General features: G+C 74.1%; 21 protein-coding genes and 1 pseudogene. 9 read left to right on the forward strand and 13 right to left on the reverse strand.

All coding sequences use genetic code 11. From position 1 onward, the window contains the following. Window positions 1-7: 7 nt before the first annotated feature. A complete protein-coding gene (locus SAVERM_RS22775; RefSeq protein ID WP_010985831.1) occupies window positions 8-958 on the reverse strand; it encodes a LysR family transcriptional regulator in 951 nt (316 codons plus the stop codon). A 207-nt stretch (window positions 959-1165) separates the two neighbouring features. Between SAVERM_RS22775 and snpA the strand changes: the two genes are divergently transcribed. After that, window positions 1166-1849, forward strand: coding sequence for a snapalysin (snpA, locus tag SAVERM_RS22780; protein WP_010985832.1), 684 nt, complete (start codon window positions 1166-1168; stop codon window positions 1847-1849). Between the two features lie 137 nt (window positions 1850-1986). On the opposite strand, the gene SAVERM_RS22785 is transcribed toward snpA, so the two are convergent. The 3 genes from SAVERM_RS22785 to SAVERM_RS22795 form a co-directional block, all read right to left on the reverse strand. Continuing rightward, window positions 1987-3927, reverse strand: a complete 1941-nt coding sequence (locus SAVERM_RS22785; protein ID WP_010985833.1) for an FUSC family protein — start codon at window positions 3925-3927, stop codon at window positions 1987-1989. Window positions 3928-3989: 62 nt separating this feature from the next. After that, window positions 3990-5003, reverse strand: a complete 1014-nt coding sequence (locus SAVERM_RS22790; RefSeq protein WP_010985834.1) for an endonuclease/exonuclease/phosphatase family protein — start codon at window positions 5001-5003, stop codon at window positions 3990-3992. Between the two features lie 208 nt (window positions 5004-5211). Next, entirely contained in the window at window positions 5212-5997 is a 786-nt protein-coding gene (locus tag SAVERM_RS22795; protein WP_010985835.1) for an alpha/beta fold hydrolase, read from the reverse strand. A gap of 81 nt (window positions 5998-6078) precedes the next feature. On the opposite strand from SAVERM_RS22795, the pseudogene SAVERM_RS22800 reads away from it, so the two are divergent. Next, window positions 6079-7432, forward strand: a pseudogene (locus tag SAVERM_RS22800) (aminotransferase-like domain-containing protein). Here the strand turns inward: SAVERM_RS22800 and SAVERM_RS22805 are convergent. Both SAVERM_RS22805 and SAVERM_RS22810 read right to left on the reverse strand, forming a co-directional pair. After that, window positions 7347-8246: a hypothetical protein gene (locus SAVERM_RS22805; RefSeq protein ID WP_010985838.1), complete on the reverse strand. Its 900-nt coding sequence runs from the start codon at window positions 8244-8246 to the stop codon at window positions 7347-7349. The pseudogene SAVERM_RS22800 and the gene SAVERM_RS22805 sit on opposite strands and share 86 nt — an antisense overlap. Before the next feature lie 391 nt (window positions 8247-8637). Next, a complete protein-coding gene (locus tag SAVERM_RS22810; RefSeq protein WP_237528872.1) occupies window positions 8638-9168 on the reverse strand; it encodes a hypothetical protein in 531 nt (176 codons plus the stop codon). A gap of 104 nt (window positions 9169-9272) precedes the next feature. On the opposite strand from SAVERM_RS22810, the gene SAVERM_RS22815 reads away from it, so the two are divergent. The 4 genes from SAVERM_RS22815 (at window position 9273) to SAVERM_RS22830 (ending at window position 13709) form a co-directional block, all read left to right on the forward strand. Continuing rightward, complete coding sequence (locus tag SAVERM_RS22815) at window positions 9273-10532, forward strand: PP2C family protein-serine/threonine phosphatase (protein ID WP_010985840.1); 1260 nt, start codon at window positions 9273-9275, stop codon at window positions 10530-10532. Between the two features lie 75 nt (window positions 10533-10607). Beyond that, window positions 10608-11357 carry a response regulator transcription factor gene (locus SAVERM_RS22820; RefSeq protein ID WP_010985841.1) on the forward strand — a complete coding sequence of 250 codons (750 nt, stop codon included), beginning with the start codon at window positions 10608-10610 and terminating at the stop codon, window positions 11355-11357. Between the two features lie 2 nt (window positions 11358-11359). Beyond that, window positions 11360-12484, forward strand: a complete 1125-nt coding sequence (locus SAVERM_RS22825) for a sensor histidine kinase (protein WP_010985842.1) — start codon at window positions 11360-11362, stop codon at window positions 12482-12484. An 82-nt stretch (window positions 12485-12566) separates the two neighbouring features. Beyond that, window positions 12567-13709: a hypothetical protein gene (locus SAVERM_RS22830; protein ID WP_010985843.1), complete on the forward strand. Its 1143-nt coding sequence runs from the start codon at window positions 12567-12569 to the stop codon at window positions 13707-13709. Window positions 13710-13748: 39 nt separating this feature from the next. Here the strand turns inward: SAVERM_RS22830 and SAVERM_RS22835 are convergent, their stop codons facing one another. Together SAVERM_RS22835 and SAVERM_RS43100 are read right to left on the reverse strand one after the other, a co-directional pair. After that, complete coding sequence (locus tag SAVERM_RS22835; protein ID WP_037647840.1) at window positions 13749-15749, reverse strand: Ig-like domain-containing protein; 2001 nt, start codon at window positions 15747-15749, stop codon at window positions 13749-13751. Window positions 15750-15922: 173 nt separating this feature from the next. Then, a complete protein-coding gene (locus SAVERM_RS43100; RefSeq protein WP_010985845.1) occupies window positions 15923-16078 on the reverse strand; it encodes a hypothetical protein in 156 nt (51 codons plus the stop codon). A 154-nt stretch (window positions 16079-16232) separates the two neighbouring features. On the opposite strand from SAVERM_RS43100, the gene SAVERM_RS22840 reads away from it, so the two are divergent. Continuing rightward, window positions 16233-17576 (forward strand): helix-turn-helix domain-containing protein, encoded by a 1344-nt coding sequence (locus tag SAVERM_RS22840; protein ID WP_010985846.1) that lies wholly within the window; start codon window positions 16233-16235, stop codon window positions 17574-17576. A gap of 314 nt (window positions 17577-17890) precedes the next feature. Here SAVERM_RS22840 and SAVERM_RS22845 read toward each other — a convergent pair whose 3' ends face one another. From SAVERM_RS22845 to SAVERM_RS22865, 5 genes are all read right to left on the reverse strand, one after another. Then, window positions 17891-18112 carry a hypothetical protein gene (locus SAVERM_RS22845; protein WP_010985847.1) on the reverse strand — a complete coding sequence of 74 codons (222 nt, stop codon included), beginning with the start codon at window positions 18110-18112 and terminating at the stop codon, window positions 17891-17893. 70 nt (window positions 18113-18182) lie between these two features. Further along, window positions 18183-19805: a transglycosylase domain-containing protein gene (locus SAVERM_RS22850; protein ID WP_010985848.1), complete on the reverse strand. Its 1623-nt coding sequence runs from the start codon at window positions 19803-19805 to the stop codon at window positions 18183-18185. Next, the gene (locus SAVERM_RS22855) at window positions 19802-20476 is read right to left on the reverse strand and encodes a hypothetical protein (RefSeq protein ID WP_010985849.1); all 675 of its coding nucleotides are present in this window, start codon (window positions 20474-20476) and stop codon (window positions 19802-19804) included. The genes SAVERM_RS22850 and SAVERM_RS22855 overlap by 4 nt, the downstream gene beginning before the upstream one ends. After that, entirely contained in the window at window positions 20473-20910 is a 438-nt protein-coding gene (locus SAVERM_RS22860) for a sigma factor-like helix-turn-helix DNA-binding protein (protein ID WP_010985850.1), read from the reverse strand. The genes SAVERM_RS22855 and SAVERM_RS22860 overlap by 4 nt, the downstream gene beginning before the upstream one ends. Beyond that, on the reverse strand, window positions 20907-21731 hold the full coding sequence (locus tag SAVERM_RS22865; protein WP_063774016.1) for a L,D-transpeptidase: 825 nt from the start codon (window positions 21729-21731) through the stop codon (window positions 20907-20909). The genes SAVERM_RS22860 and SAVERM_RS22865 overlap by 4 nt, the downstream gene beginning before the upstream one ends. 151 nt (window positions 21732-21882) lie before the next feature. On the opposite strand from SAVERM_RS22865, the gene SAVERM_RS22870 reads away from it, so the two are divergent. After that, a complete protein-coding gene (locus SAVERM_RS22870; RefSeq protein ID WP_037647843.1) occupies window positions 21883-22386 on the forward strand; it encodes a SigE family RNA polymerase sigma factor in 504 nt (167 codons plus the stop codon). Beyond that, a complete protein-coding gene (locus tag SAVERM_RS42775; protein ID WP_048894374.1) occupies window positions 22376-23161 on the forward strand; it encodes a L,D-transpeptidase in 786 nt (261 codons plus the stop codon). The genes SAVERM_RS22870 and SAVERM_RS42775 overlap by 11 nt, the downstream gene beginning before the upstream one ends. Window positions 23162-23169 lie beyond the last annotated feature (8 nt).

Below are 23169 nucleotides of genomic sequence, written 5' to 3' on the forward strand. Positions count from 1 at the left end.
TCGGGGTCTAGCAGACGGCCACGGCATCGGGGCCCAGTGGCTGGGACGCGACGCGTTCCAGCCACTCGCGGTATGCCGGTGCCTGGCGCGCCGTCTCCCAGTACGCCTCCGCCAGTTCCGGGAAGACGCCGTCCAGTTCCGCCTCCGTGCGGGCCGCCACCAGCAGCCGTACGCCGAGGGGGTCGCCGTGCAGCCGGCGGACCGCCATCTCGGGGCGGGACGGGGAGGTCGGCTGGCAGACCGTGACGACCTCGCCGGTGGCCACCAGGGTCGCGGCCGTGTGGTAATCGCCGTGCAGGATGCGCGGGTTGAGCCCGGCCGCGCGCAGCATCCGGTGCACGGCGTCCCACTCGCCGTCGACGGTCGGGTCCACCATCCAGCGGTCCGCGGCCAGGTCGGAGAGGTGGACGACGGGGCGGCCGGCGGCCGGATGGTCGTGGGGGAGGGAGACGAACTGGGGCTCCCGCTCCACCAGGACGCGCAGCCGCAGCCCGTCCGGGACGCGCAGCGGGCAGCCCTCCACCTCGTGCACGAAGGCGACGTCGAGGCGGCCCTCGGCGACCAGGTTGAGCAGCGCGTTCGCGGAGACGTCCATCTGGAGAAGGGGTTCGCCGCGACGGACGCGCAGGCGGCGCAGCCAGCCCGCGAGGGCGCGGCTCGCGGTGGAGCCGATGCGCAGCTGGGGCTCGTCCGCGGCGGCGGCCCGCGCCTCGGCGACCAGGGTGCGCATTTCGGCCAGCAGCGGGCGGGCCCGGCCCAGGACGGTCCGGCCGAGCGGGGTGGGGCGGCAGCCGGTGCGCTCGCGGGTGAACAGCTCGCCGCCCAGCTCCTGTTCGATGCGGCGCAACTGCGTGCTCAACGAGGGCTGTGCCACGCCGAGTTGGCGGGCGGCACGGTGCAGGCTGCCGGTGTCCGCTATGGCGCACAGCGCGCGGAGGTGCCTGACCTCAAGCTCCATGCCTGCGGAGCCTAAGCCGGAACTTAAAGATTCACCAGACTCACAAACCCCATGCAACACAGGCGAGTCGGCGCACCTCAGGCCCCCACCTCGGACCCGGTGGCCGGGATACGTCCGTCCTATCACCACTTGCCATCATCACAGCCGCCGCACAGGCATCAACACTCACCGATGACGACTTCACCCCCCACCCACAAGGAGTCATCGATGCGCATGTCCACGTCCGCCCTCGCGGCGGCTGCGGTCGGTCTGAGTCTCGCGACCGCCTCGCTGAGCATGGCCGTACCGGCCACGGCCGCGCCCGTCGCACCGGCCGCCGCCACGGCGTACTCGGGCTACACCGGCTCGGCCGCGGAGGCCAAGGCCAACCAGGCGTTCTTCGAGGCCGTCATCAAGTCCGTCGCCGAGAAGCGCGCCGCCCAGCCGAGAAGCGCCGCGGCCGTCACCGTCGTGTACGACGCCTCCCGCGCGCCCTCGTTCAGCTCCGTGATAGCCCGCAGCACCCAGATATGGAACGGCTCGGTGTCGAACGTGAAGCTCCAGTCGGGCTCCGCGTCGAATGCCGACTTCAGCTACCGCGAGGGCAACGACTCCCGTGGCTCGTACGCCTCCACGGACGGTCACGGCAGCGGCTATGTCTTCCTCGACTACGCGCAGAACCGGCAGTACGACTCCACCCGCGTGACCGCCCACGAGACCGGGCACGTGCTCGGTCTTCCCGACCACTACACCGGGCCGTGCAGTGAGCTGATGTCGGGCGGCGGCCCCGGCACGTCCTGCACCAACGCCTACCCGAACTCGGCCGAGCGCTCCCGCGTGAACCAGCTGTGGGTCAACGGCTTCGCGAAGGCCCTCGACAAGGCCCTCCAGAAGGCCGGCCGCCAGGGCTGAGCCCCTCGCGCGGCCGCGCGGACCGCGGCCGCGCGACGCGTCACCGCGCACCTTCACTTGTCCCACCCCCCACGGGTGCGGGCCGTCTCCCTGCACGGGGCGGCCCGCATCGGCGTTGTGCGGGCCTGCTGTCCCCGTCAGCGGGGCGAGGTGATCGCCCGCGCCGCCGCCACCTCCTGCCGCAGCGGCTCCAGCACACTGTCCGCGGGCCCGGTGAGGTCCGTACGCACCCCCACGAGCACGTTCGTCTCGCGCAGCCCGTCCGACAACTCCCGCAGCTGCAGGGTCACCTGGGCGATCTCGGCGGCGGTCGGGGCCGGGGCGCCCTGTTTCACCCGCACCCGCGCCGCCGTCGTCGCGTCCACGATCCGTTCGGTGGCCACGACCAGCGGCCACCAGGCGGCCGCCCGCCGTCCCATGGGCGGCGGTTCGGTCAGCGCCCGCTGGAACTCCGTACGGATGGCGGACAGATCGCGGTAGAGGCGGCGCCGCATCCGGGGGCGGGCGGCGGGGTCGACGCCCGCGCCGAACGCGTTCTCCACGTAGGACGCGGTGTCGGCGACCGCGTTCGCGAGATGCTGCCCGACCCGCGTGTGCCAGCTCTCCGGCCACAGCAGATATCCGGCGACGAGCGCGATCGCGCAGCCCGCCAGTGAGTCGACCAGGCGCGGCACGAGCAGGCCCGTGCCCTGGTGGTTGAGGGTGTCGGAGAGGAGGAGGATCACCGGGGTGATGGCGGCGGTCTGGTAGCCGTAGCCGCGCGGGGTGAGCGCCGGGATGAGCGGGCCGAGGAGCATCATCACCAGCACGTCCCACCAGCCGCGCGGAACGAGGGTGAGCACCCCGGCCGCGACCGCGAGCCCCGCCACCGTCCCCAGCGCGCGCAGCAGCGCCCGGGAGAAGACCGAGCCGAAGTCGGGCTTCAGGACGAAGGTGACGGTGAGGGCCACCCAGTACGAGCGCGGGACCACGACGAGCGACACCAGGGCCTGGGCGATGCCGATGCACAGGGCGAGGCGCAGTCCGTAGCGCCAGGAGGCGGCGGACAGTACGACGTTGCGGGCGGCCCGCGCGGCTCGCACGGGCAGGGCGGCGGGCCGGCCCAGGTCGTCGACGGTGTGCGGGGTGCCCTTCTCGGTGGGCTGGTCGGTGACGACGTCGGCGGTGTGCCGCAGGGCGTGGTCGACGGCGCGGGCGGTCTCCCCCTCCGGCTCGGGCAGGCTGAGCCTGAGGGGGCCGGTGGAGTCGCTCTCCAGGGCGTCGGCGAGGTGGCGTACGGCGGTGGGGATCGCGTCCGGGAGCCGCTTTCCGGCCTGGTGGGCGGCCGGGGCGGCCTCGACGAGCGGGGTGGCGGCGTTCAACTGGGCGAGCAGCCGGACGAGGTCGGGGCTGCGGCCGTGGTGGTGGGCGCGCCGGGCGAGCACGAGGTCGTACGACTGGTTGAGGGAGGCGGTCATGGCGTACCGGGCGTCGTCGTACGCGTCCGTCGCGCAGGCGGCCAGCAGGTCGGCGACCCTTCGGTACGTTTCCGCGACCGCGGCCCGTTCCGGGACGCCCGAGCGCAGGGGCCAGGTGAGCAGGGCGAGAGCGAGGACGAGCAGTCCGCCGCCGGACATCAGCAGGGGTGCCAGCCACCAGGCGCCGGGCAACGTCAGCCCGGCGCCGATCACGCAGTTGAGGAGCAGCAGCAGACCGGAGACGGAGGCGACCGCGCCGATCGACGAGATCATCCCGGACACCAGCGCGACCGCGGTGACGGCGGCGACGGTGACCCAGCCCTGCCCGAACGCCAGTGCGCCGATCGTGACGCCGAGCGCGCCGAAGAGCTGCGGGATCGCGATGTTGAGTATCCGCATGCGGTACGCGTCCGCGGTGTCGCTGATGACCCCGGACAGGGCGCCCATGGAGGCCAGCGCGCCGTACGCGGGTCGGCCGGCAGCGAGCCCGAGCGCCAGCGGCAGGGCCAGGGCCACGGAGGCGCGCACGACGGCGGAGCGGTTGACGGGTGCCTGCTGCGGTTGGAGGTTCCTGACCAGCCAGTCGGGAGGGGTGAGGCTGACGGGGAACGCACGGGACATGGCCCCATTACACACCCGCGGGTACACACCCGCGGGTGGGGCTCATCCGTGCCGTACGGGGCTTATCCGTGCTGGTGGAGGGTGAGATCGACGAGCAGCGCGCGGTGGTCGGTGCCGTCGATGCCGAGGAAGTCGGCGGAGTTCGCCGAGAAGTCCGGGGAGACCAGGACGTGGTCGATCTGGGCGCCCAGGCGCAGACGGCCGCCGGCGGTCCTCGCGGGCCAGCTGGGCGTGCGGTCGGCTCCGGCGAGGCGGGCGCCGTCGCGCAGTCCGGTGTCCAGGATGCGGCGGAAGGCTGCGTGGTCCTGGGAGGCGTTGAAGTCACCGGCGAGGATCGTGGGGTCGTCACCGGCGACGGCGTAGTCCCGGATCCTGCCCAGTTCGCGGCGCCATACGTCGAGCTGCCCGGGCAGCGGGGGCATGGGATGTGCCAGTTGCAGCCGTACGTCGTGGCCGCGCACGTCGGCGACGGCGCCCGGCATGCCCATGGTGCCGGGCACGCCCGCGGCGGCCCTGAGCGGGAACCGGCTGAGGATCACGGACCCGTCGGACCCGGCGCCCTCGACGGCCCGCCGGTAGGGATAGGTGCCGTCGCTCCCGCCGAAGGCCCGCTCCAGGGTCGCCGAGCAGCGGTACTCGCACTCCTCCACGAACACGATGTCGGGCCGTGCGCGGCGGACGGCGGCGACGAGGGAGTCGGTGCCGCGTCCGAACTGCACGTTGGAGGTCAGGACGCGCAGCTCGGCGAGCGGGGTGCCGGTGGGTTCGCCGGTCTTCCCGTACGGCTCGATGAACCAGGCGAGGGCGCCGAGCACGAGGACGCCCCAGACCAGGCCGGTGCGCCGGCGGGCGAGCAGAAAGAGCAGCAGGGCGAGGCCGGTGGGGGCGAGCAGCCAGGGCAGGAAGGCGAGCAGCTGCGGAACGGGGGTGATGCCGTCGCGGCCGGTGGCCCGGCAGCCCATGACGACGCTCACGCCGGTGAGCAGCAGCGTGGCGAGCCAGGCGGCGAGGGTCCGGGCCGGAGACCGTCGGCGGACCTCGGCCGGGCCGGTCCGCTCCGCGGTCGCAGTCTCCACGTGCCGGCCTTTCGCTCGTGGGTCGGGTACCCCGTACCCCAGGGAGTGCCCGAATCCTCCCTCAAAGACGGGGTGCGTGGGGGAAAGGTTGCGAGGTGCCCCCGGCGGTAGGACCGGGTTCGCCCCCGCCGCCCCTACCCGTCCCCTCCCGTCCCTGGGGGCTGCCGCCCCCGGACCCCCCCCGCCTTCGGCCAGGACGGCCTCGTCCTCACACGCCGGACAGGCTGAAGAGGAACTCCCCCAGGGCCGCGTTGAACTCCTCCGGGCGCTCCAGGTTCGGCAGGTGTGCCGCGCCGTCGATCACCCGGAGCGTGGCGCCCGGGAGCGCCGCGTGCATCGCCGCCGCGTCCGCGACCGGCGTGAACGTGTCGTCGGCGCCCACCACGACCAGGGCCGGGACGGAGACACGGGTGAGCAGGTCGCGGTAGTCCGGGCGCTGGGCCCGCCCCCGCAGGGCCGCCGCGGCGCCCTCGGGGTCCGTGCCCGTCATCATCCGGTGGACGTGCGCCTGGACGTCGGCGTCCGCGTACGGCGCGACCATCCGGTGCAGCACCTCGTCCGCGTACCCCCGCATCCCCTCGCGCAGCAGCCGGTCCGCCATGGCGCCCCGGGCCCGCTTCCCGGCCTCGGTCTCCGCGGTCGGGAAGGTGTCCGCGAGGACCAGCCCCGCGATCCGCTCCGGGAAGAGCCGGTAGCACTCCATGGCGATCTGGCCGCCCATCGACAGACCGGCCAGGACGAAGCGGTCCGCCTTCAGCTCGTCCAGCAGGGCGGCGATGTCCTCGGCGAAGACGGAGAGCGGGGTGATGCCGGGGACGACCGGGGACGCGCCGTAGCCGCGCAGGTCCGGGGCGATCACGCGACGGGACGGCGCGAACGCGGCGAGCTGGGGGGCCCACATCGTGCGGTCGAAGGGGTGGCCGTGGACCAGGACAAGCGGCAGCGAGGTGTCACGCTGGGTGCCTTTGTCCTCGTATGCGAGGAAGGGTGCCATGGCCATGACCCTAGGCTCGCCCAACTCCTCGGTGCAATAAGATCTTTGCCCTCGGTGCAATCCGGCGAAGGGGGACCCGGCATGGCGGAGGACTACCGGCGGATCGCCGACCGGATCGCCGCGGACATCGCGTCCGGACGGCTCGAGCCCGGCAGGCGGCTGCCCCCGCAGCGGGTGTTCGCGCGCCGCCGCGGCATCGCCGGGTCGACCGCCGGACGCGTGTACGGCGAACTCGTACGCCGTGGCCTGGTCGTGGGGGAGGTCGGACGCGGCACGTTCGTACGGGCGTCCCCGCTGCCCTCGGGCCGTGCGCTCGCCGAGCCGGCGACCACCGCGCCGGTCAACCTGGAGCTCAACTACCCTTCCGCGCCCGGTCAGTCGGAGCTGCTGGCGGCCGGTCTCGCCCCGCTGCTGCGCCCCGACGTCCTCGCCGAGGCGACCCGCACGGCGTCCGCCGCGGGCACCCGGGCCGCCCGCGAGGCCGCGGCCGGACTCCTCGCCACGGAGGGCTGGCGACCGGCCCCGGACCGGCTGCTGTTCGCGGGCAACGCCCGCCAGGCCATCGCGGGCGCCCTCGCGTCGCTGGTTCCGCCGGGCGGCCGACTCGGCGTCGAGTCGCTCACGTATCCGCTGGTCCGGGAGATCACGGCGCGGCTGGGCGTCGAGCCGGTCCCGCTGCCCATGGACGAGCAGGGCCTTTGTGCCCGACGCGCTGGCCGCCGCCCACCGTTCGGCGCCGCTCGCGGCCGTGTACGTCCAGCCGACGCTCCACAATCCGACATCGGTGACCATGCGGGCGGACCGGCTGCGCGAACTGGCCGACACCGTGAGGGACTTGGGGCTGCCGGTCGTCGAGGACCGCATCTGGTCGTTCCTCCAGGAGGACGGCGACCCGCTGGCCGCGTACGCCCCCGAGCGCACGTACGTCGTCGACGGACTGTCCAAGCGGGTCGCGCCGGGGCTCACGGTCGGGTTCCTCGTGGTGCCGGAGGACCCGGAAGGGCCGGAGGAGGGGGCGGGGCGGGACGAGGCCGCGGCCGCCGGGGCGCTGCGGTCGGGCGGGTGGACGGCGGGGCGGTTCGCGCTGGAGGCGGCGGTGCGGTGGAGCGGGGACGGGACGGTCGCCCGGCTGGTCGCCGCGAAGCGGGCGGACGCGGCCGAGCGGCAGCGGCTGGTCGGCGAGCACCTTGCCGGGTTCACCGTTCGGGCCGATCCGCGGGCGTACTACGCCTGGTGGGAGCTGCCCGAGCCGTGGCGGGCGGACACGTTCGCGGCGGCGGCGGCACGGCGGGGGATCGCGGTGACACCGGGGCCCGCCTTCGGGGCCGGCCAGGGTGCGGCGGACGCCGTCAGGCTCGGGCTCGCGTCGGTTCCGCCGCCCGAACTGGCGCGGGCGCTGCGGACGCTCGCCGGCGTCGCGTGTACACGCCCGTGAGCCAGGCGGCCAGGGCGACCGTCAGGCCGAGGGCCAGCAGCAGCCAGCAGACCGTGCGCAGCGTCTCGGTCAGGGCGTCGTAGATCGCGCCCGCGGCCGGGCGGGAGGCGCCGGGCGGCAGATCCGCGAGGGTCAGCCGGCGGCCCACGGCGACCGCGCCGGCGAGCGACGCTGCGCCGAGGGCCGTACCCAGGCCGGTCGCCAGCACCGCGCGGCGCCGGCACACCGCCGCGAGGATGCCCGTGAGGGCGAACACGACCGTGGCGACAGGCAGCCAGAATCCGGCGATCTCGAGCACGTGGAACCCCTTCCGGAGCGTGGCCAGGTCCCGGGTCCCGAGCAGGGTGATCTCGGTGTGTTCGACCGGGATGCGGTCCGCGAACGGCACCTGGTCCTCGACGAGCTGACGCTTCATCCGCTCCGTGGCGGGCGCGAGGTCGATGGTGACCGGGCGGTCGCCGTCGCTGCGCAGGGCGCGCATCACGGCGTCGTACGCGGCGAGGTTGGCGGTTCCCCAGGCGGTGCGGAAGGCCTCGGTGCCGGTGAACGAGCGCACCGCGTCGTGCACGAAGGAGCGCACCGGCTCCTGGAGCGGCGAACCCACGTGCACCTCCCGCATGATGCCGTCGGTGACGGCCGCGGCGACCGCCTCCCGCACCTCGGCGTCGGCGGCGAGCGGCGCGGTCGTCGCCTCGTACCGGGCGCTGTCCTCGATGCCGTACGTCGCCCAGGCCGCGAGCGCGCCGAGCGGCGCGAGCAGGCAGGCGAGGCCGATGAACACGGCCGACAGGGCGCTCCGTACGCGTAGAGACACCCTTCCAGCGAAGCCCGCGCGGCCCGTCGCGGCGACCGGTTCGACTGCAAATGGGTGCGTATGACAAGCCGAACGGGGGGCAGGCCGGGGTGGCAGGACGCCACCGGGGTCCGCAGGTGCCCGCGGCCCCGTCGATTCCGGGCTCCGGTGGAGGGCTCACCCGAACGGGTGTTTCCTGGAGGTGGGGAACGGAGGGCGATCAGCTCCCGGGACCTGGTCCCGGGTGGTGGGTGAGTGAGGGAGACACGCGGGGCTCCGGCACAGTCGTGCCGGGGCCCCGCGCGCCAGGTCCGGGCCGTCGGGTTCGGGGCCGGGTTCGCGCCGTCGGGTCCGGGCCGTCGTCCGGCACGCGCCGGGTTCGCGTCGTCGGGTCCGCGCCGGGTCCGGGCCGTCACGTCGCCGGGTGGCCCTCCGTGCTCACCGGGGTGCTCACCGGGCGGCCCTGCGCGTTCACCCGGTGGCCCTGCGCGTCCTCGTGCGTGTAGAAGCGGTAGAACGCCACCGCGAACACGCCCGCCGCGACCGCCAGCGACATGAACACGGACCGCAGGACGGACGCGCCGGTCTGGCTGTAGATGAAACCGAACGCGCAGCCCGCGAACGCCGTCCACAGCAGCGCGTGCACTTCGCGCCGCAGATGCGAGGCCGTCTTCGCCACGCCCATCCAGGCCGCCGCGAACACGAAGGCGCACACGAAGCCGAACAGGATGTTCCAGCCCGTGATCGGTCCGGTGTCGCGGTTGATGGCCGCGGCCCAGAAGCCGTAGACGAGCCCGAGCACGACGGGCACCGCCCATCTCGCGGTCGCGTGGACGCGCTCGTCGAAGATGTCGGGCGTGCCCGGTGCCCCGGAGATGGCTGTGCGTGGTGTCCCCGACAGGGGTGTGCGTGGTGTCCCTGACGCGGGTGCCGCATGAGCCATGGGAGCACTCCTCTCTCCTCGCCCCCGCACTCCAGGGCACACCCCGCGGTGACGGCTGGCAAGTCGGGATGCGGCACGGACCGGCCCGTGTTTCGCTGGGCCCCATGAACAGGCGGTCCGGCGCAGGTCAGCAGCGCCGTGCCCGGCGTTCTTCGCTCGATCCGCGGCCCCCCGGCGCCGGGGGGCCGGACGCCGTTCAGCGGCAGAAGCTGCTGCGCGTGCGCGGCCGCAGCGTCGCCTGGATCCCACCGGTGGCCCTGCTCGCCGCGATCGCCGCGTTCGACTGGAACACCACGGGCGAGTTCCGGGTCATCTCCTGGGTCGTGCTCGTGCCCGGTATCGCCGCCGCGATCTGCGGCGTGTGGGGCACGCTGGTGATCGCCGCGCTCGCGCTCGGCACGTTCGTGCTCGAGGACAACTCCTGGCCGCACCAGTACCAGACCGGACTGCCCGACTTCATCCTCGTCGTCGCGGGCGGGGCGCTGGCCGTCCTCGCCTGCGTGGTGCGCGTCCGCGGCGAGCAGCGGATGCTGCACATGCGGGACATCGCCGAGACCACCCGCAGCACCGTGCTGCGCCCGCTGCCGCCCGGCTGGGGCGACCTCGAACACGCCGCCGTCTATCTCGCCGCCGACAGCGAGGCCCGCGTCGGCGGCGACTTCTACGACATCCAGCCCGGCCCGCAGGGCACGCGGCTCCTCCTCGGCGACGTCCAGGGCAAGGGGCTCGGCGCGGTGGCCGCGGCGGCGGCACTCCTCGGCACCTTCCGCGAGTCGGCGTACCACGAGCCCGACCTCGGCACGGTCGCCGCCCACCTGGAGGTACGGATGGCGCGGCACGTCCGGTACTGCGCGGCGGTCGGCCGGGACAATGACGCCGACGCCGACCGTTTCGCCACGGTGGTGCTGGTCGGCTTCCCGGAGACGGACCCCTCGTACGTGGAGGTCGTCAACTTCGGGCACGAGCCGCCGTTGGTGGTCACCCCCGAAGGGGTACGGTCCCTGCCGGCCGGCGAAGGCCTCCCCGCGGGCTTCGGCGAGCTGGCCCACGGGGCGACACCGCCCACGCTCCGGGTGCCGCTCACTCCCGGTGAGACGCTGCTGCTGGTCACGGACGGGGTGACGGAGGCGCGCGACGCGGCCGGGGAGTTCTACCCGCTGCGGGAACGGGTGGCCGGCGCGGTCGCCGCCGACCGGCGCGTCGCCGAGCCCGCGCGCCTGGTGCGCTACGTCCGTGACGGCACGCTGCGCCACTGCGGCGGCCGCCTCGACGACGACACGACGATCTTCGCGGTACGCCGGCACCGCCGCGAGGAACGTTCCGCACGCAGCCCCTTCACGTCCGTTCCGCCCGGCGCCCCCTGAAGCGCAGTCCTTACGAAACGCGGACGTCGGGCCGCGCGGACCGCACCGCCCCGGACCCGGTGCGACGCTGGACGTATGCAGCAGCCGTACGAATTCCGGGGGGCCGAGGCGGTGGAGCGGGGCGCCGGAGCCGGAGCCCGCGTGCTCGTCGTCGACGACGACCCCACCGTCGCCGAGGTCGTCTCCGGCTACCTCGACCGCGCCGGGTACGTCGTGGACCGGGCCGAGGACGGCCCCACCGCGCTCGCCCGCGCCGCGGCGCACTGGCCCGACCTGGTGGTGCTGGACCTGATGCTGCCCGGGATGGACGGCCTGGAGGTGTGCCGGCGGATGCGCGGCCGCGGGCCCGTGCCGGTCATCATGCTCACCGCCCGCGGCGACGAGGACGACCGCATCCTCGGGCTCGAGGTGGGCGCCGACGACTACGTCACCAAGCCCTTCAGCCCGCGGGAGCTGGTCCTGCGGGTGGAGTCCGTCCTGCGCCGCACCCGGCCCGTCACCGCCCCGCGCCCCCTGCACGCGTCCGGTCTCGCCCTCGACCCCGCGGCCCGCCGCGCCACCAAGGACGGCGAGGAACTCGCCCTGACCATCCGTGAGTTCGACCTCCTCGCCTTCTTTCTCCGCCATCCCGGCCGGGCGTTCAGCCGCGAGGACCTGATGCGCGAGGTGTGGGGCTGGGACTTCGGCGACCTGTCGACGGTCACCGTCCACGTACGCCGGCTCCGGGGCAAGGTCGAGGACGACCCGGCGAGACCCCGTCTGATCCAGACGGTGTGGGGCGTCGGATACCGCTTCGGCACCACGCCCCGCCAGGAGGCGGTCTGACCATGCACGACATGCTGCTGATCGCCCTTTTCGCCTTCCTCGGCGCCGCGGCGGCCGGGCTGTGCGGGGCGGGGGTGCTCGTGCTGATCCGGCGGCGGTCGCTCACCGTGTCCCTCGCCGTGGTCTCCGCCGTCGCCGTGACCGCGATGCTCGCCGGGACGCTGGCCGTGGCGTGGGCGATGTTCCTCTCGGCGCACGACCTGACCGTCGTCACGACCGTCGTCGCGATGGCCGCCGTCGTCTCCCTCGCCACCGCCCTGCTCCTCGGCCGCTGGGTCGTCGCCCGCAGCCGTGAACTCGCGCTCGCCGCCCGCTCGTTCGGCGACGGCGGCGACTTCGCCGCCCCCGACGGCCCGGCGACCGCCGAACTCGACGCCCTCGCCCGCGAGCTGGCGGCCACCAGCGCGAGGCTCGCCGAGTCCCGCGACCGCGAGCGCGCCCTGGAGTCCTCCCGGCGCGAACTCGTCGCCTGGATCTCCCACGACCTGCGCACCCCGCTCGCGGGCCTGCGCGCGATGTCGGAGGCGCTGGAGGACGGGGTGGCCGCCGACCCCGACCGCTACCTCCGCCAGATCCGCACGGAGGTCGAGCGCCTCAACGACATGGTGGGCGACCTCTTCGAGCTCTCCCGCATCCACGCCGGCACCCTCGCCCTCTCCCCCTCCCGCATCTCCCTGTACGACCTCGTCGGCGACGCCCTCGCGGGGGCCGACCCGCTCGCCCGCGAACTCGGCGTACGCCTGGTCGGCGACCGCGTCGAACCCGTACCGGTCGAGGTGGACGGCAAGGAGATGAGCCGGGTCCTGGGGAACCTGCTGATCAACGCGATCCGCCGGACACCCGCCGACGGCACGGTCGCGATCGCCGCCGAGCGCTCGCCGGGCGGTGTCGTCCTGTCCGTCACCGACGGCTGCGGCGGCATCCCCGAGGAGGACCTGCCGCGCGTCTTCGACACCGGCTGGCGCGGCACCCACGCGCGTACACCCCCCGCGGGGGCCGGGCTCGGGCTCGCCATCGTCCGCGGCATCGTGGAGGCCCACCAGGGGCAGGCCGCCGTACGCAACATCCCCGGCGGCTGCCGCTTCGAGGTGACACTCCCGACGGCGCGGGCACAACCCCAGCCATAGCCGGGCGTTTGCTCGCTCTCCGTCGCCCCTTCGCAGGCGCAGCGGTTACCGTGCAGACGTACGTGATCGATGGGGAGGAACGATGCCCGGAACCGTGCTGCTGCTCGCGGCCTCGCCGGCGGGCAAGGGGTGCCTGGTGGACGCGGCCTCCGTGCTCCCGGTGCTCGCGGCCGTCGCCCCGTCGGTCCTGTCCGGCACGGACACGGCGAACGTGGTGGAGCTGGCGGACCCGCTGGAGCCACAGGCGGTCCTCACCCGGCTGCGCGCCGCGGCGACCGCCCCCGGCCCGCTCACCGTCTTCCTCGCCGGTCAGCTCCAGCTCGACCGCCGCCAGCATCTGCCGCATCTGGCCCTGGCCCGTACGACGCCGTCCACGGTCCGCTACACGGGTTTCCCCTGGCACTGGATCCGCGAGGAACTGCGACTGCGCCCGCCGGGCACGACGACGCTGTTCGTGGACCTGCACGCGGACGCGGAGACCTGGCAGCACCTGCGCACCGGTCCGCTCGACGCGGGCCGGGCCGCCGCGCTCTACGGACGCGTCGCCCCGCCCCCGCCGCGCCGCACGGTGGCGCCGCCGGCGTACATGAAGGCGGTCGCGACGATCCTGCGCAGCGGTCACCGTCCCGAGCCGGGGGTCCTGCACGAGCAGGCGCTGGGCCGCGTCGCCCACGAGGGTGGTCACGCGGACATCGTGCTGACGCCACCCGGCGGGGGCGCGGCCCTTCCCGGCGGCTTCGTCCCCGGGCCCGCGTACCCGCCCGAACAGCCTCGCCCGCGCACTCCGGACGGGCCGGCCGCGGCGGACGTCCACGCCACGATCGCCGCCGCCGTGCGGGCCGGGCGGCACGGTGAGGCCGACGCGCTCGCCGCGCAGTGGGAGCAGACGGCCGCGAGCACGCACGGCGCCGCCTCCGAAGAGGCACTGCACTGGCGGGAAGTACGCGCGGATCTCGCGATGTTCGCGGGCGACGCGGCCCGCAGCTGCCGCGCCTGGCTGACCGTCGCCGGCACCCGGCTGGCCGCCGGACAGGCCCCCGCGGACCCCGCCGTCGAGGCGGCCGTCGACCGGGCACACCACCAGTGGGGCCGGATCGACGACCCGGCGCGGGCCCGTGAACTCGGGCCCGCGCTGGCCGACCTGCGGCTGCGCGTACCGGGCCGCCGCGAGGGCGCCCTGGACCATGTCCAGCAGCATCTGCGGCAGCTCCAGACGCAGGGCTGAATCAGCGGGTGTGACCCGACGTGATTCAGCGGGTGTGACTCAGCTGGTGAAGATGAGGTACTTCCAGCTGCCGTACGTCGTCGAGTTCACGTTGTCGCCCGACGAGTTGTTGATGTACGCGGACCGGAGCCGGAAGCGGATGCCCGTCGACGGGGTGCCCTCCAGGGTGACCGAGGACTTGCCCGAGGCGCTCAGCGCGAAGTACTCCGACGCCGTCTCGTGCCAGGCGCCGTTGTAGTACGCCTGGACCGTCAGCTTCTGCTTGCGGTTCGGGTACGCCGTCATCGTGGTGTTGACGACGGGGTCCTTGGACTTGTGGAAGTAGGAGTACGTGTGGCCCCAGGCCGACTTGGTCTTGTAGAAGCCGCTGAGCGACGTGGAGACCTTGACCTTGGCGCCCGCCGTGCTGGCCGCCGTCTTCGGCGCGTAGCGCGCGTCGCCCGCGAACTTGGCCGTGACCTTGGTGTCACGGGTCAGGTCGAGGGTGACGGACAGGTTGCCGTCGGCGTTGACCGTGCCGGACTTCACCAGCTTGCCCGGCTTGTCGGAGCCGTACGGGTCGGCCCAGAGCTCGACCGCGCGGTTCTTGTAGGTGGTCCCCAGGTGCGCCGTGAACTTCACGTCGCTGCCGTACGCGTACACCTTGCCGTCGTTGTTCAGCGTCAGCGTGGGCGTGCTGCGCGAGACCTCCACCGAGCCCGTGGCCGTGGCGCCCGAGTGACTCGCGTCGCCCGCGTACGTGGCGGTGTAGGTGACCTTGCCGCCGGCCGGCGGGGTGTCGCCGAACGTGTACGAGCCGTCGGCCGCGACCGTCGCCGTGCCGACGGGCTTGCCGCTCGGCGACTCCATGTCGGTGCGGGTGACGGACACCGTCGCGCCGGCCGGCAGCGCCTCGGCGGACGTCAGGGTGCCGCTGACGGACAGGGCCTTGCCGCGGGTGGCCTTGACCGGCGCGACCATGGTCAGGCTGGTGGCCGCCTTGGTCGGGTCGTCGAAGACGCGCAGCGAGTAGACGTCCTTGTCGTTGTACGACACCGCGAACAGGCGGCTGCCGTCCGGCGACCAGGCGAGTCCCGAGCCCGCGAGCGTGTCGGCGCCGCTGCTGGTGCCGGTGTTGGGGAGGTCGTACTGCCGTACGGGCGTCGAGACACCCGGCTTGAAGACGTGGACGTCGGGGTCGTACCAGGAGAAGGTGCCCGCCGCGACCGTGCCGTCCGGGGCGATGTCCACCGCGTTCGGGTAGGTGTTCGTCTGGTACCTGCCGTCCGCCGACAGGTCCGAGATCTTGTACACGGCCTGGTAGTACGGGGCGCCGCTGGCCGTGACGACGTCCTTGCCGTCCGGGGTGACCGCGAGGTCGGACAGGTTGCCGCCGCCGGTGTTGCCCGGGTCGAAGGCGTGCGCGGTGAGCGTGGCCGTGCCCGACGAGACGTCGTACACGCCGAGCACCACCGGGCTCTGGCCCGGCGCGCCCGCGACGAGTGTGCCCGGGGCGCCCGCGGAGGAGCCCAGGATCGGCGCGTCGTACCAGGTGCGGTTGGTGTCCTGCTTGAGCGTGACCACGGGGTCGGCGCCGGACAGGTCGAGCGAGCCGATGTTGCCCTCGCCCGAACCGCCGTAGCCGAACCAGAGCTTGTCGCCCGCGAGGGCCGGGTACTCCGGGCCGGTGCCGGCGCCCGTCGGGTACCTCTCGGCCTCGGTGGCCGTCGCGGTGTCGATGGCGACGATCGCGTCGGCGCCCGGCACCGCCGCGTAGAGCGTGCCCGAGTCGGCGGACAGTTCGAGGCCGCGCGCGCCGGGCAGCGAGTCGACGGTCCCGAGGACCGTGCCCGCGTAGTCCGTCGCGACGACCTTGCCGCCGGCCGGGTCGCTGATGAAGACGCGCTGGTGGACCCCGTCCACCACGACGTCACCGGTCGAGCGGACCGGGAGGAGCGTGCTGCTGTCGGCCAGCGCGGGCGCGGCCGATCCGACCGCGAGCGCGGCCGAGCTGAAGAGGACCGCGAGCGCCGTCGCGGTCGGCAGGGTGCGGATACGCACGATGATTTCGAACCCCCAGGCACGAAATAGATAAGGAGGCCCGTCCGCGCGCGTCGTGTGCAGGTCGTCGTGCCCCCGCATGAGGTCGTCCTTCACTCCATGCGAAACCTGTGAGCCGCGTGTGACGGGTGAGCGAAGACTAAGTCATGCCACTGACAACCTGGTACGCGAGGTCAGGGGGTGGGGGCGAGCCGGGAGTGCGACGCCTCGTGGGCGGGCGGGGTGGCGGCCCGCGCGGGGCCCGCGTTCGCGGCCGCCACGAGCGCGGCCACGGCGATGACGGCCGCGGCGGCACTCCGGGAGTAGCGGGCGGCTGTTCGTCTGAACACGGCGACCTCGCCTCGCATCAGCAGCGCATTAAGCAGGTTTAATGTGCGGCTTAACGTAGGGGCTGTGGGAGCCGAACGGCAAGGGGGACAAGGGGAGTTGGAATAAAAGTCAAAGTCGGGCAGGTGTAACTCCACTTAATGGCATGCTTGATCCATGGCGGACCGCGACGAGCCGGAGATCATCGGCCGCAGAGTGCAGCGGCTGCGTGCCGAGCGCGGGCTGACCCAACGGCAGTTGGCCGAGCCGGCCTACACGCCCGCGTACATCTCCACCCTGGAGGCCGGCCGCGTCCGCGCCTCCGAGCCCGCGCTGCGGCACATCGCCGACCGGCTCGGCGTCGCCTACGAGGAGCTGGCCACCGGCCGCCCCGCCCACCTCGCCACCGCGCTGCGGCTGCGGCTGACCGACGCCCAGCGGACGCTGGCGACGGGTGAGGCCGAGGCCGCGGCGGAGCAGTACGCGGCGCTGCTCGCCGAGGCCGTGGAGCACGGGCTCGCGGCCGAGGAGGCGGCCGCGCTGCTGGGTCTCGGCGAATGCGCGACGGAGGCCGGTGACCTGGTGACCGGGCGGCGGCGGTTCGAGGAGGCGGAGCAGCGCCTGGGCGACGCCCCGCTGCCGCTGCGCGTCCCCGCCATCCGCGGCCGGGCGGTCTCCCACTACCTGGCGGGCGAACTCCGCTACGCCGTCTACCTGCTGGAGTCCACGCTCGACGAGCTGAACCGGACGGGACTGCACGACCCGGACGCGCTGCTGCTGCTCTACGCCAGCGTCATCGGCCCGTACATGGACATGGGCGCCCACGCGCGGGCCGCGCAGGCGGCCGAGTTCGCGCTCGCGCTGGCGCCGCAGGTCGGCGACCCGGCGCTGGTCGCGCGGATGCACCGGTCGGTGGCCCGGACGATGCTCGCCGAGGGGCGCGCCGCCGAGGCCGACGCGTCCCTGGTCAAGGCGGCCGAGCTCTACCGGCAGCTACAGATCCGTACGGAGCTGGCCAACTGCCACTGGATGCGCGGCTACCTCCACGCCCAGAACGGCGAGCTGGAGCGCGCCGAGGGCGAGCTGCGGCAGGCGCACAGCATGCTCGCCGCCCAGCGGGCCGCGCTCTACAGCAGCCAGGCGGCCGTGGAGCTGGCGGACGTGCTGCACCGGCGCGGCAAGTCGGACGAGGCGGCGGCCCTCCTGCACGAGGTGCTCGGCGACCTCAGCCCCGAGCGGGGCGCGGTCCACTCGGCCGGCGCGCACCGCCTCCTCGGCATCATCGCGGAGGACGCCCACGACACGGAGGCGGCGGAGGAGCACTACGTACGCGCACTGAGCCTGCTGGAGCGGGCGGGCGCGGCGGGCGACCTGGCCGACCTGTGCCGGATGCTGGGCGACCTGCTGCGGCGCTCGGGACGGGTGGAGGCGGCCCTGGACGCGTACCGCACGGGCCTCGGCCACCGCACGGCCCCGGGCACGACGACCCTGGGCCCGGCCCCGGCACAGCCGCCGCTGTGACATCCCGCTCACGGGCGACGCACGACTGCGACCGAGGTCACGACCACGGGCACGGCGTCACGACCAAGGTCACGACCTCGACCATGGGCACGGACCACGGGGTACGGGCACACCACCGGCCCCCGCAACGCGATCCAAGCCGACGAGAAGTCACTGATGGGCAGGCAGCCGTCGGGCGCCTGTGCGGCCGTCGGACCCCTGTGAAGAACGCTGAGAGGCGTCGGGGCACGCCAGGGCGCGCGTGGACGTGCCCTTCGCGAAGGCGCCCGAGTTGTTCGGGCGCCCGCGGGTGTTCCGTGGCCGGTCGGAGCCGGTCAGAGGCTGTGCATACGGGTGTAGGGGGTGAGGATGCGGGCCTGGCTGGAGCCGAAGTCGACGAGCATGGCGATGCCCTCCTCGACACCGACGATCGTCCCCAGACCGAACTGGTCGTGCGACACCCGGTCTCCGAGACCGAAGTGCTTGGCCTCGGGGGCGACCGGGGCAGCGAAGGGGCTGGTAGGCAGGTGGCGCCGGGGCGCGGAAGGCTTCGTCATCGTGACTCCAGTATGGGCCCTCGGCGGACATACGCCAGAGTCGGCGGCCGTCCGTTATCACCTCGTGTACTCACGGGAGCCCGGCGGGGGGTACTTCGAGGGTCTTGGACGAGACGCTCTCGGTGAGTCCGGCGGCCAGGTACGGGGCGGTGTCGGGGAGGTGCGCCGGGCGGGCCGGGCGCTTTCCCGCGGCCGGATATTCCGCGAAAAGGGCCACCGTGACGCTCAGGCGGCCGCCGGAGGTGGTCTGCCAGAGGGTCCGCGCGCCGGGGCCCGAGCCCGCGCCGCCGGAGAAGTGGCCCACGGCGCCGGCGGCGCCGGTGTACTTCGTCAGCATCTGTGCCTGCACCGACGCCACGACCCGCCGCGTGTCCGGGCGCGCCGTGTAGCTCGTCCGGCCGCCACGCGTGATCTTCGCGACCGTGTACGGCTTCGCGTAGGTGCCGCCCGCCACCGTCGCCGCGTACGCGGAGGCCAGCCGGAGCGGGGACGGCGCGGCCGTACGGGAGAGGGCGGCGAGGGGGCCGGTGAACCGGACGGCCCTGAACGGGTCGAGGGCCGTACCCGCCTCCACCGCTCCGTTCACGGCGTCGTTGAACGGCTGACGGGCGTAGTCCGCGCCCCCGTACAGCACCCGCACCGCGCCGTCCCCCGGGACCAGCGCCACGACGGCCGTGTGCAGCCGGGTGCCCTTGCGGGCCGCCGGGGCGCCGCGCACCTGCTCCGCCGTCGCCTGCTGCGCCGCCAGGTCGAACGTCGTGCGGACCGTGTAGCCGCCGCGGGCCAGCTGGTCCGCGGTGATGCCGAGCCGGTCGGCGGCCTCCGTCGCGGCCGCGTCGATCAGATACTGGCGCTGGCCGTCCGTGTTCCCCGGCGGATAGAACCGGAAGGCCGGGAACGCGGCGGCGAGACGCTCCTTCGCCGTGATCGTGCCCGACGTCCGCATGCCGTCCAGGACCCACGACCAGCGCTTCTCCAGCGTCGCCGTCACCTTCGCGTCCGCGCCGGCGCGCTCGTAGTACGACGGCAGGTTGATGATCGCCGCGAGCGCCGCGCCCTGGGCGAGCGTCAGGTCCTTGGCGTCCACCCCGAAGTAGTTGCGCGCCGCCGACTCGATGCCTGCCGCGCCCCGGCCGAAGTACACGGTGTTGAGGTAGCCCTCCAGGATCGAGTCCTTGGAGCGGGTGCGGTCCAGTTTGACCGCGATCAGCGCCTCGCGGGCCTTGCGGGAGAGCGACTGCTCCGGGCTGAGCAGGGCGTTCTTCACATACTGCTGGGTGATCGTCGAGCCGCCCTGGCGCGCGCCGCCGCTCAGCGTGGACACCGCCGCGCGCACGACGGCGCTGGGTGAGATCCCCGAGTCGGTGCGAAAGGAGCGGTTCTCCGCGGCGATCACCGCGTCCTGGACATGGCGGGGGACCTCGGAGAGCGGGACGTCCTGGCGGTCCACCGGGCCGCGCCGGCCCAGGTACTCGCCGTCCGCGTCCAGGAAGACCGTGCTCTGGCTGACCGTCTCGGGGTGCGGCTCGGGGACGCCCGTCAGCAGGTACGCCACCACGACCGCACCGCACAGCAGCATGATCAGCGCGAGCACCGCCGCGAGTGCGCGGCGGATCCAGCGCTCCCGGCGGCGACGGGTGCGGACGCGGCGGGGGATCCGACGCCGTCGGCCCTGCTCCTCGGGGGCGCTCATGATCCGTCTCCGCTCCGCGCGAGAACGGCGCCTCGCGCGTCGTACATCGTGACCCGTACCGTCGCGAACAGCCGCTTCCCGGCGGACTTCGGCTCCGGCGCGATCGCGTACCAGACGCTCCAGCCGGGACTGCCCGCCAGTGTGAGCAGCGTGCCCGCCGTCGTGCCGGACGGTGTCTCCACCTCGGCGCGGGCCGCCTGTCCCGTGCCCCGGTAGGTACCGGAGAGGAGGAAGCGGTCGTGCACCTCCTCCAGCCGGAGGGTGACGGCGGGGCCGCCCGCTCCGCGGCTCTCCTCGGGCAGGGACACCCCGGAGCCCGCCGGCGTCGACCAGTGCTCCCCGTCCTTCGCCAGCCACAACTCCGCCCCGGGCAGCGGCTGTACGCGCTCGCCGGCCGCGACCACCCGCACGGCCTTGCCCGATACGGAGGCGGAGGGCGCCGTCGCGCCGTCGGGCGCGGTCGGGGTCAGGCGCCAGGAGACGTAGGCGAGCGGGGCGAGCACCAGCAGACAGCCGGTCACCAGCGCCGTCGTACGGCGTCTGCGCCGCCGGGCCCGGCCCTCCCGCTCGATCTCCGCCAGCGGGACGGGGGACGGCATGACGTCGTCCGCCATGCGGGCGAACGCCTCGCGCAGCTCGGCGTGGTGCGGGGGCGGGACCGTACGGCTCATCGGGGAACTCCGGAGAGGGGAAGGGCGCTGAGGGCCGCGAGGCCGCGCCGGGCGTACGACTTGACCGTGCCGACCGAGCAGCCCAGCGTCTCGGCGATCTCCGCCTCGGCCAGGCCCTCCCCGTGGCGCAGCACCAGCACCACCCGCTGCCGGGCGGGCAGCGCGGCCAGCGCCCGGGCGAGCGGGGCCGGTGCGGGCGCGGGGCGTCTGCGCCTCAGATGGGCGCGCACCAGCGTCCGCCGTACGTGGAAGTCGGCGTCGTCGCGCGGGATGCGCCGGCGGCGTGCGTACGCGTCGGCCAGCGCGGTCCGCGCCAGGTCCGCCGCCTCGTGCGGGTCGCCGGTGAGGAGGTGGGCGGTGCGGACCAGACGCGGCCAGGCGTGGGCGGCGTACGCGGCGAAGTCCTCGCGTGGGGAGGGGGGTTGCGGGGTCACGTCAGTGCGCTGCCTGCCCGCCAGTCGTCCCAGTCCACGTTCCGGTCGCCGTAGCCGTTGCCCGGCGCGACCGTGTCCTTGGAACCGACGACCTTCACCACGTCACCGGGGATCACCTCGTCGTAGAAGCGCTTCGCCGTGCCGTCCGTGGCGAGGCCGACACAGCCGTGGGTGACGTTCTGGCGGCCCGCGTACGTATGGGCCTTGGGATTCTGGTGGAGGTACGTGCCCGAGGCGGTGAGGTGGACGGCGTAGGAGTAGTAGTCCGCGTACGCGTCGCCGTAGCCGACGGTCCGCGCGTCCATGAAGACGCTGGTCGCCTTGTCGGAGACGACCATCGTGCCGTTCCAGGTGTCCATGCCGGGGGCGCCCGCGCTGATCGGGACCGTGCGGGTCGCCCCGTCCTTCACGACCTTCATGGTGTGGGTGCGCACGTCTACCGTGGCGACGAGCGAGCGGCCGACGGTGAAGTGCCGGGTGATGCCCGCGCCGGCCCGGACGGTGACCGTCAACTGCCGTTCGGTACGGGCGCGTTCGGCCGCCGCTACCGGGTGGTCGAAGGTCACGGATACCGGCATGCCGACGCCCACGGTCCGGCCGTCGGCGATGTTGATGCGCGCGCCGCTCAGCCTCTCCAGAGCCTTGGGGGCGGTCTTGTGCGTGACCGCGGAGGCCGGCCGCCGGGCCGTGTCCGCCCGGGTGTCCGCACTCTGCGCCTGCGCGCCCGGCGAGCAGCCCGCGAGCCCGAGCGCGCACACGGCGGCGGCCCCCGGGGCGGGCGCGAGACGGCCGGTCCTGCTTCTGTCGGCTCTGGTGGTCATCGTTGTTCCCCCCGCGGTGTGTTTCGATGTGCGGCGTACGGGACCTGTACGCACGGCGAAGTCGGCCGGGTTGCAGGGGAATGCGGAAAACTCGTGGCGGGGGCCTGACGGAGGGCGTGGCAGGGGCATGACGGAGGGCCGGGCGGGGGGCATGACCGAGGAAGAGTTCGACGCGTTCTACGCCACCGCGTTCCCTCGCCTGACCGGCCAGCTCTACGCCTTCACCGGGGACCACGGCGAGGCGCAGGACGTCGTGCAGGAGGCGTTCGTCCGGGCCTGGGACCGGCGCCGGGAGTTCCTCGCGGACGGGGCGCCCGAGGCGTGGATACGGACCGTGGCGATGCGGCTCGCGGTGAGCCGCTGGCGCCGGGCGCGACGCTGGCTGGAACTGGTGCGCCGTAATCCGCCGCCGGAGCACACACCCGGGCCGGGCCCCGAGCGCGCCCAACTGGTGGCGGCGCTGCGCAAACTGCCCGAGGTGCAGCGGATGGCGGTGGTGCTGCACCATCTGTGCGACCTGAGTGTCGAGCAGGTAGCCTCCGAAACCGGTGCTCCCGTGGGCACGGTCAAGGCCCGGTTGTCCCGGGGCCGGGCCGCACTGGCGCGGGAACTGGCCACCGGCGACGGGGAGAGGGAGGACGACCGTGTCCGATGACCTCACCACGGAGCTGCGCGAGCTGGCCGAGTCCGGCGAGGCCCTGCCGGTCGTGCCGGGGGCGGAGATCCGCCGCCGGGCCGGAGCGCGCAGGCGCCGCCGTCGTACGAGTGCCGCGGTGGGCGGCGCGGCGGCCGCGCTGACGCTGGGGCTGGCGCTGGTCCTGAACCTCGGTGGTCCGGGGGCCGAGCGGAAGCCGTCGCCCGCCGGGCGCCCGACGAGTACGCCCAGCACCCAGGAGGCCCCCGTCGCGACCGTCCGGCTCGCCAGCCGGATCCTCAGCGTCGACGGCCGCACGCTGTTCGTCTCGCCCGGCACCGCCCGGAGGGACACGCCGACCGGGCGGCTGACCGTCGCGGCCAAGTACGAGGTCAAGCTGGTGTCCGGCGAGGACATCGGCTTCAAGGGAACGTACTCCTACAAGGTTCCCTGGATGGTCGAACTGCGGGCGGACGACGGTACGTCGGTGTACCTCGGAGGCCTGTCGTCCGATGAGAAGGCACCCGGCAACTACGACACCACCCGCGGCTGGATCGGCCTGCGCGTCGTCGACGCGAAGTGGCTGTACGGGCGGCTGGCCGTCGGTGACGCCGTGAACATCGACGGCACCGCCTCCCCGGCGGACTCGGCCACGCCGGACCCGGCCGGGGTGGACACGGCCACGACGGAAACGGCCACGGGGGGCCCGGCCGCGGCGGGGTCGGCCCCGGAGGCATCCGTCCGTATCTCGCCGACCACGGTGACCCCCTCCCCGACGGCACGTAACGGCACGTAGGGGAACCT

It is taken from the genome of Streptomyces avermitilis MA-4680 = NBRC 14893 (assembly GCF_000009765.2).
Lineage (GTDB): Bacteria > Actinomycetota > Actinomycetes > Streptomycetales > Streptomycetaceae > Streptomyces > Streptomyces avermitilis.

Bases quoted from the DNA above. Each gene is read 5' to 3' on its own strand.
- SAVERM_RS22865 (WP_063774016.1), bottom strand. From the start codon at position 21,731: ATGACCACCAGAGCCGACAGAAGCAGGACCGGCCGTCTCGCGCCCGCC.
- SAVERM_RS22855 (WP_010985849.1), bottom strand. From the start codon at position 20,476: ATGAGCCGTACGGTCCCGCCCCCGCACCACGCCGAGCTGCGCGAGGCG.
- SAVERM_RS22795 (WP_010985835.1), bottom strand. From the start codon at position 5,997: ATGGCACCCTTCCTCGCATACGAGGACAAAGGCACCCAGCGTGACACC.
- SAVERM_RS22830 (WP_010985843.1), top strand. From the start codon at position 12,567: ATGCCCGGAACCGTGCTGCTGCTCGCGGCCTCGCCGGCGGGCAAGGGG.
- SAVERM_RS22785 (WP_010985833.1), bottom strand. From the start codon at position 3,927: ATGTCCCGTGCGTTCCCCGTCAGCCTCACCCCTCCCGACTGGCTGGTC.
- snpA (WP_010985832.1), top strand. From the start codon at position 1,166: ATGCGCATGTCCACGTCCGCCCTCGCGGCGGCTGCGGTCGGTCTGAGT.
- SAVERM_RS22840 (WP_010985846.1), top strand. From the start codon at position 16,233: ATGGCGGACCGCGACGAGCCGGAGATCATCGGCCGCAGAGTGCAGCGG.
- SAVERM_RS22825 (WP_010985842.1), top strand. From the start codon at position 11,360: ATGCACGACATGCTGCTGATCGCCCTTTTCGCCTTCCTCGGCGCCGCG.
- SAVERM_RS22845 (WP_010985847.1), bottom strand. From the start codon at position 18,112: ATGACGAAGCCTTCCGCGCCCCGGCGCCACCTGCCTACCAGCCCCTTC.
- SAVERM_RS22870 (WP_037647843.1), top strand. From the start codon at position 21,883: ATGACCGAGGAAGAGTTCGACGCGTTCTACGCCACCGCGTTCCCTCGC.
- SAVERM_RS22820 (WP_010985841.1), top strand. From the start codon at position 10,608: ATGCAGCAGCCGTACGAATTCCGGGGGGCCGAGGCGGTGGAGCGGGGC.
- SAVERM_RS22810 (WP_237528872.1), bottom strand. From the start codon at position 9,168: ATGGCTCATGCGGCACCCGCGTCAGGGACACCACGCACACCCCTGTCG.
- SAVERM_RS22815 (WP_010985840.1), top strand. From the start codon at position 9,273: ATGAACAGGCGGTCCGGCGCAGGTCAGCAGCGCCGTGCCCGGCGTTCT.
- SAVERM_RS22775 (WP_010985831.1), bottom strand. From the start codon at position 958: ATGGAGCTTGAGGTCAGGCACCTCCGCGCGCTGTGCGCCATAGCGGAC.
- SAVERM_RS22850 (WP_010985848.1), bottom strand. From the start codon at position 19,805: ATGAGCGCCCCCGAGGAGCAGGGCCGACGGCGTCGGATCCCCCGCCGC.